The organism is Mycobacterium hippophais (assembly GCF_027529605.1).
Lineage (GTDB): Bacteria > Actinomycetota > Actinomycetes > Mycobacteriales > Mycobacteriaceae > Mycobacterium > Mycobacterium arseniciresistens.
Genome location: NZ_JAPZPY010000014.1, coordinates 155,187 through 162,127 on the forward strand (window position 1 = coordinate 155,187; position 6,941 = coordinate 162,127).

The 6,941-nt window shown below is 70.7% G+C and carries 8 protein-coding genes; 6 read left to right on the forward strand and 2 right to left on the reverse strand.

The window, feature by feature from the left end; all coding sequences use genetic code 11:
• Positions 1 to 24 precede the first annotated feature (24 nt).
• Both O6P37_RS24615 and O6P37_RS24620 read left to right on the forward strand, forming a co-directional pair.
• Positions 25 to 1,512 carry an MFS transporter gene (locus O6P37_RS24615; RefSeq protein WP_269896523.1) on the forward strand — a complete coding sequence of 496 codons (1,488 nt, stop codon included), beginning with the start codon at positions 25 to 27 and terminating at the stop codon, positions 1,510 to 1,512.
• Between the two features lie 24 nt (positions 1,513 to 1,536).
• On the forward strand, positions 1,537 to 3,294 hold the full coding sequence (locus O6P37_RS24620) for a proline--tRNA ligase (protein WP_269896524.1): 1,758 nt from the start codon (positions 1,537 to 1,539) through the stop codon (positions 3,292 to 3,294).
• A gap of 6 nt (positions 3,295 to 3,300) precedes the next feature.
• Here O6P37_RS24620 and O6P37_RS24625 read toward each other — a convergent pair whose 3' ends face one another.
• Positions 3,301 to 3,771: a ferritin-like domain-containing protein gene (locus tag O6P37_RS24625; protein ID WP_269896525.1), complete on the reverse strand. Its 471-nt coding sequence runs from the start codon at positions 3,769 to 3,771 to the stop codon at positions 3,301 to 3,303.
• A complete protein-coding gene (locus O6P37_RS24630; RefSeq protein WP_269896526.1) occupies positions 3,768 to 4,280 on the reverse strand; it encodes a hypothetical protein in 513 nt (170 codons plus the stop codon). Before O6P37_RS24630 ends, O6P37_RS24625 begins: the two co-directional genes overlap by 4 nt.
• Positions 4,281 to 4,494: 214 nt before the next feature.
• Between O6P37_RS24630 and rimP the strand changes: the two genes are divergently transcribed.
• The 4 genes from rimP to O6P37_RS24650 all read left to right on the forward strand — a co-directional run.
• On the forward strand, positions 4,495 to 5,055 hold the full coding sequence (rimP, locus tag O6P37_RS24635; RefSeq protein WP_269896527.1) for a ribosome maturation factor RimP: 561 nt from the start codon (positions 4,495 to 4,497) through the stop codon (positions 5,053 to 5,055).
• Positions 5,052 to 6,104 carry a transcription termination factor NusA gene (nusA, locus tag O6P37_RS24640; protein WP_269896528.1) on the forward strand — a complete coding sequence of 351 codons (1,053 nt, stop codon included), beginning with the start codon at positions 5,052 to 5,054 and terminating at the stop codon, positions 6,102 to 6,104. The genes rimP and nusA overlap by 4 nt, the downstream gene beginning before the upstream one ends.
• Before the next feature lie 184 nt (positions 6,105 to 6,288).
• A complete protein-coding gene (locus O6P37_RS24645) occupies positions 6,289 to 6,543 on the forward strand; it encodes a YlxR family protein (protein WP_408633248.1) in 255 nt (84 codons plus the stop codon).
• 78 nt (positions 6,544 to 6,621) lie between these two features.
• On the forward strand, positions 6,622 to 6,941 hold a 320-nt coding region (locus O6P37_RS24650; protein ID WP_269896530.1), incomplete at its 3' end, for a translation initiation factor IF-2 N-terminal domain-containing protein.

Below are 6,941 nucleotides of genomic sequence, written 5' to 3' on the forward strand. Positions count from 1 at the left end.
ATCACCACGGTAGGGTCGTGAGCCATGTCGGCGCAGGGGTCCTCCGGGTCGCAGCCGCTGACCTCCTCGGTGCTCGGCGTGGCGATCGTCGCGATCACCGGCATGCAGCTGATGTCGACGCTCGACGGCACGATCGTGATCGTCGCGCTGCCGCGCATCCAGTCCGACCTCGACATGTCCGACGCCGCCAAGAGCTGGGTCGTCACCGCCTATGTGCTCGCCTTCGGCGGGCTGCTGCTGCTCGGCGGCCGGATCGGCGACGCGATCGGGCACAAGCGGGCGTTCCTGTCCGGCGTCGGCGTGTTCACCCTCGCGTCGCTGGTCTGCGGCCTGGCCACCGACGGCACCACGCTGGTGATCGCCCGCGCCGTACAGGGCACCGGGGCGGCGGTGGCGGCGCCGACGGGGCTGGCGCTGATCGCGACCACCTACGCGATCGGCGCTCCCCGCAACCGGGCGCTGGCGGTCTCGGCGGCGATGCAGGCCGCCGGATCGGTGCTCGGCCTGATCCTGGGCGGCGCCTTCACCGTCGTGTCGTGGCGGCTGGCGTTCCTGATCAACGTGCCGATCGGCATCGCGGTGATCGCGGTCGCGGTCTACCGGATCACTGAGACCCACCACGAGCGGCTCAAGCTCGACGTGGTGGGGGCGCTGCTGGCCACGCTCGGCTGCACGGCCGCGGTGCTGGTCTTCACCCAGGGCCCGCCGCGCGGCTGGATCGACCCGTTCGTCTTCACCGCGGCCGCCGCCGCGGCCGTCTTCTTCATCTCGTTCCTGCTCGTCGAGCGCCGGGCCGCGCACCCGATCGTCCCGTTCTCGGTGTTCGACGACCGCAACCGGGTGGCGACGCTCGCCGCGTACTTCCTGGCCGGCGGCGTGATGCTGACCATCTCGGTGATGATGGGCCTCTACATCCAGGACGTGATGGGTTACTCGGCGCTGCAGGCGGGCATCGGGTTCCTGCCCTTCGCCGTCGGCTTCGGCGTCGGCAACGTGGTCGCCACCCGGCTGGCGCCGAGGATCGCGCCGCGCTGGGTGGTGATCGGCGCCGGTGTCTTCGTGCTGGGCGCCATGCTGTTCGGCTCCACCCTGACGCGCACCGTCGCCTACTTCCCTGACCTGTTCGTCCCGATCCTGTTCGCCGGCTTCGGCATCGGGGTGATCTCGGTGGTGCTGCCGCTGTGCGCCATCGCCGAGGTGGGCCCGCGCGAGATCGGACCGGTCTCGTCGATCACGCTGATGGTGTTCAACCTCGGTGGGCCGCTGATGCTGGTGGCGATCCAGGCGGTGCAGACCTCACGCACGCTCTACCTGGGTGGCACCACCGGCCCGGTGACGGACATGACCGACGCGCAGCTCGACGCGCTCGGCCAGGGCTACACCTATGCCCTGCTGTGGGTGGCGGCCATCGCGATCCTGGTCGGGGCGGCTGCCCTGTTCATCGGTTTCACGGCACGTCAGATCGCGGTGGCCCAGCACACCCGCGAGGCGTTCGACGCCGGAGAGCTCTGAGACCTCAAGCTAAGGTGGGCGCTCGTGATCACCCGTATGTCCGAGCTGTTCCTGCGCACTCTCCGCGACGACCCGGCCGACGCCGAGGTGCCCAGCCACAAGCTGCTCATCCGCGCCGGCTACGTCCGGCCGGTGGGCCCCGGGCTGTACAGCTGGCTGCCGCTCGGCCTGCGGGTGCTGCGCAAGATCGAGGGCATCATCCGCGACGAGATGGCGCACATCGGCGGGCAGGAGATCCTGCTCCCCGCGCTGGTGCCCCGCGCACCGTACGAGACGACGAACCGGTGGACCGAGTACGGCGACAGCGTGTTCCGGCTCAAGGACCGCCGCCGCAACGACTACATGCTCGGGCCCACCCACGAGGAACTCTTCGCGCTGACCGTCAAGGGGGAGTACAGCTCCTACAAGGACTTCCCGCTGCGGCTCTACCAGATCCAGAACAAGTACCGCGACGAGGCCAGGCCGCGGGCGGGCATCCTGCGCGGGCGCGAGTTCGTGATGAAGGACTCCTACAGCTTCGACGTCGACGACGACGGCCTGAAGAAGGCGTATCACGCGCACCGCGAGGCCTATCAGCGGATCTTCGCCCGACTCGGTGTCGAGTACGTCATCGTTTCGGCGGTGTCGGGTGCGATGGGCGGCAGCGCCTCCGAGGAGTTCCTGGCCGAGAGTGAGATCGGCGAGGACACCTTCGTCCGCTGCCTCGAGTCCGGATACGCCGCCAATGTGGAGGCGGTGATCACCCGGGTGCCGGAATCGCTGCCGATCGACGGACTGCCCGAGGCGACGGTGTACGACACCCCCGACGCCCCGACCATCGCCACGCTCGTCGACTGGGCGGACAGCGCCGACCTGCCCGGCTTCGCGGGCCGCACCGTCACCGCCGCGGACACGCTGAAGAACGTGCTGCTCAAGGTCCGCGAACCCGGCGGAGAGTGGGAACTGCTCGCGATCGGCGTGCCCGGTGACCGCGACATCGACGAGAAGCGCCTCGGCGCCGCGTTGGAACCCGCCGAGTACGCGCTGCTCGACGACACCGACTTCGCCAGGTATCCGTTCCTGGTCAAGGGCTACGTCGGCCCGAAGTCACTGGCGGACAACGGAGTCCGATTCCTGGTCGACCCGCGCATCGTCGACGGCACGACCTGGATCACCGGTGCCGACGCACCGAACAAGCACGTGGTCGGCATGGTGGCGGGACGTGACTTCACCGCCGACGGCACCATCGAGGCCGCCGACGTCCGCGACGGCGATCCGTCGCCCGACGGCGCCGGCCCCCTGGTCAGCGCCCGCGGCATCGAGATCGGCCACATCTTCCAGCTCGGCCGCAAGTACACCGAGGCGTTCACCGTCGACGTGCTCGGCGAGGACGGCAAGCCGGTGCGGTTGACCATGGGTTCCTACGGCATCGGCGTGTCCCGGCTGGTCGCCGTGATCGCCGAGCAGCAGCACGACGAGATCGGTCTGCGCTGGCCCTCGTCGGTGTCGCCGTTCGACGCCCACCTGGTGATCGCGAACAAGGACGAGGCCGCCCGCGCAGGCGCGATGGAGCTGGCCGCCGACCTCGACCGGCTGGGTGTCGACCTGCTGCTCGACGACCGCAAGGCCTCGCCCGGGGTGAAGTTCAAGGACGCCGAGCTGCTCGGGGTGCCGTGGATCGTGGTGGTGGGCCGCGGCTGGGCCGACGGCACCGTCGAGCTGCGCAACCGGTTCACCGGTGAGACGCGCGAGATCGCCGTCGACGCGGCGGCCACCGAGATATCCGCGGCGATCGCCGGCTGACGCCTCCTACTCGTTGCCGCCGGGGAACGCGACGGTCACCGGCGAGACGTCGAGCACCCGGTTCCAGCGGGCAATCCTGACCGCGCACTGCGTCAACGCCGTCACCGCGAACGTCCGGTCCTCGGTGGTGGTGGCCTGCTCGAGCACCGCCCGCCACGCCGTCGCGGTGTCGCGCTCCATCTGCGCGGCCAGCTCGGCGGCGTCGGTCGGGCTGTTGACCCGCGACGGCAGCTGGTAACCGGGCTCGGGCAGCGGTGCCTCCACCGACCTGCCGTCGAGCATCCCGATCGCGGCTTCGCGGCGTTCGCGGTGTTCGGCCATCGACGCGGACACCAGCGAGTTGAGCTCCGGCGTCGAGTGCGCGGACACCAGGCCGTAGCCGTAGATGACGGCGTGCTCGGTGGCGACGGCGTCGTAGAGGGCGCCGGTGTCGGGGCCGGACGGCCGTGTCGGCATGGCCGGTTCGGGTGATGTCACGACGACTCCTCCGGCGCCAGCGCCACCAGATAGGCGGCCGTGCAGGCCGCGGCGATCGAACCGAGCAGGCCGGCGCGGTAGCCGGACAGCTGGGCCGCCAGGCCCGCGGCGCTCTCGGCGGACTGCCGCAGCGCACCGGCCACCTCGGCGGCGGTCGGCGGCTTCACCGGCTCCGCGGGGGTGGACGACGAGGTGGTGGTCGTGGTCGGCGCTCCGGCCCGCACCAGGCGCGTCAGCTCGTCCTCGAGCGCGCGGACGTGCTCGGCACGCTCGGCGGCCAGCTCGGTCAGGGTCTGCGCCAGCGGCGGGCGGGCGGCCGCGGCCGCCCTGGTGGCCAGGGAGCCGTCGTTGCGCGCCCGCTCGATCTGCGCGATCAACTCGTCGACCTCGGGCGGCGGAGGCGGCGTGCCGCAGGCGGCGGAGGCGGCTCCCAGCAGGCTGAGGGTGGCCGCGCCCACCAGCACGCGTCGCCTGCTGACGACTGGATTGACGCTCGGCACGAGCAACATCCTGCCATTGCCCCTCCTGGGCGCTCGACGCCGACGAGCGTGGTGCCCGACGGGCCCGCGGCAGCACCGCGGGCCGCCTGCGCTGCCGTTTCGCGCGTGCGCTCAGCGGGCTGGCGTATCGTGGAAGGTCGATTCCTGGGGTTCGAGGTGACGCCTCGACGGGCGACCGAGCCCGGGGAGTCGTGTCCGGACAACTCAAGACGAGGAGCTCGCCGTGGCGCCCGACCCACGATCGTCCGGGTTACCGACGCAGGAGCAGGTGATCGCCGTCCTCGACGGCGAGTTCGCGCGCGCCGGTTACGAGATCGAAGACGTGGTGATCGACGGTTCGACCCAGCCGCCACGGATCACCGTCATCGCCGACGCCGACGGCGGCGTGAGCCTCGACGCGATCGCCGACCTCTCGCGCACGGCCTCCGAGCTGCTCGACCGTCTCGACCCCGACACCGGTCACGGTGCCGACGCCGAATACGTCCTGGAGGTCACCTCACGCGGGGTGGAGCGCCCCCTGGTCGCCGAGAAACACTTCCGGCGCGCGCAGGGCCGCAAGGTCGAGGTGACGCTGGCCGACGGGTCCCAGGTGACCGGCCGGCTCGGCGAGACCGCGGGCGGCCTGGTGCGGCTGATCGTCCGCGAAGGCAACAGGCCCACCCTGTCGGTACGCGAGCTGCCGCTCGACGGGATCACCAAAGCTGTTGTGCAGGTCGAATTCTCGGCTCCCAATTCGCGTGAGCTGGAACTGGCGGGACAACCCCGGAAGGAGGGTGTGGAATGAACATCGACATGGCGGCCCTACATGCCATCGAGGCGGACAAGGGCATCACGGTCGACGTCGTGGTCGACACCATCAAGTCGGCGTTGCTCACCGCCTACCGGCACACCGAGGGCCACGAACCCGACGCCCACATCGACATCGACCGGAAGACCGGCGTGGTGAAGGTGATCGCCCGCCAGACCGACGCCGACGGCAACGTGGTGCACGAGTGGGACGACACCCCAGAGGGATTCGGCCGCATCGCCGCGACGACCGCACGTCAGGTGATCCTGCAGCGCCTCCGCGACGCCGAGAACGAGAAGAACTACGGGGAGTTCTCCGCCCGCGAGGGCGACATCGTCGGCGGGGTGATCCAGCGCGACGCCCGCGCGAACGCCCGCGGGCTGGTGGTCGTCCGGATGGGCAGCGAGACCAAGGGCTCCGAAGGGGTGATCCCGGCCGCCGAGCAGGTGCCCGGCGAGAGCTATGAGCACGGGGACCGGCTGCGCTGCTACGTCGTGGGCGTCTCGCGCGGTGCCCGTGAGCCGTTGATCACGCTGTCGCGAACCCACCCGAACCTGGTGCGCAAGCTGTTCTCGCTCGAGGTGCCGGAGATCAACGACGGATCGGTCGAGATCGTCGCGGTGGCCAGGGAGGCCGGCCACCGCTCGAAGATCGCCGTCGCGTCCCGGGTGCCCGGCCTCAACGCCAAGGGCGCGTGCATCGGGCCGATGGGTCAGCGGGTGCGCAACGTGATGAGCGAGTTGTCGGGGGAGAAGATCGACATCATCGATCACGACGACGACCCCGCGCGCTTCGTCGCCAACGCGCTGTCGCCCGCCAAGGTGGTGTCGGTCTCGGTGATCGACGAGACCGCCCGTGCCGCGCGCGTGGTGGTGCCCGACTACCAGCTGTCGCTGGCGATCGGCAAGGAGGGCCAGAACGCCCGCCTGGCCGCACGGCTCACCGGCTGGCGTATCGACATCCGTAGCGACGCCGCACCGACCGGCCCGGCCGGGCCGGCGCAGTCCGGACGCGGTGCGACGCACGGAGCGGCTCGGGACGCCTGAGCGCTCGCAGAAACCCACACCCGGACCACGGTTTCGGCGCAACGGGTCCGTGGCGGTAGACTCAGCCGTGATCCAGCGCGAGACTCCGGTGTCCCAACGGGGGCGCACCGCCGACCTACCGGTCGGGCCGGTGCGGACCTGTGTGGGGTGCCGGAAGCGAGAGCTGGCTGTCGAACTGCTCCGAGTGGTCGCAGTCGGCGGGAACGGCGAGTGCGCCGCGACCGTCGACACGGCGGGTAATCTGCCTGGGCGGGGTGCATGGCTGCATCCCGATCCGCAGTGCCTACACGCAGCAATCCGGCGGCGAGCGTTCGTGCGAGCGCTGCGGATCACCGGTTCACCGGACCTCACCGCGGTGACCGAGTACGTCGAGGAAATCTCGAGGCACTCGGACGCCCGGTCGACAGAACAGGTAGCGAGAAAAATGAGCACACCGTGAAGTCCCGATGACCATGTGTCATAGCTAACCCGAGGCGCGGCGCCTACCACCGCCATCGCCTCTAGAGATGGAGATGTAGTGGCAGGTAAGGCCCGCGTACACGAGTTGGCGAAGGAACTCGGTGTCACCAGCAAGGAACTCCTCGCAAAACTGAAGGACCAGGGCGAGTTCGTCAAGTCGGCGTCGTCGACTGTCGAAGCCCCCGTCGCGCGCCGCTTGCGCGAATCGTTCGGCGCCAAGTCCGCGCCGCAGAAGGCATCCGGTAACGGCGCGCCGGCCAAGGTCGCCAGCCCGGCCGCCGCGTCGGCAGGCTCATCGGTCAAGCCGGGCCCACGGCCCGCGGCGCCGACCCCGCCGCCCGCGCCGGCACCGGCTCCGGCTCCGCCGCCCCCGCCGCC

Bases quoted from the DNA above. Each gene is read 5' to 3' on its own strand.
- nusA (WP_269896528.1), top strand. From the start codon at position 5,052: ATGAACATCGACATGGCGGCCCTACATGCCATCGAGGCGGACAAGGGC.
- O6P37_RS24615 (WP_269896523.1), top strand. From the start codon at position 25: ATGTCGGCGCAGGGGTCCTCCGGGTCGCAGCCGCTGACCTCCTCGGTG.
- O6P37_RS24630 (WP_269896526.1), bottom strand. From the start codon at position 4,280: ATGTTGCTCGTGCCGAGCGTCAATCCAGTCGTCAGCAGGCGACGCGTG.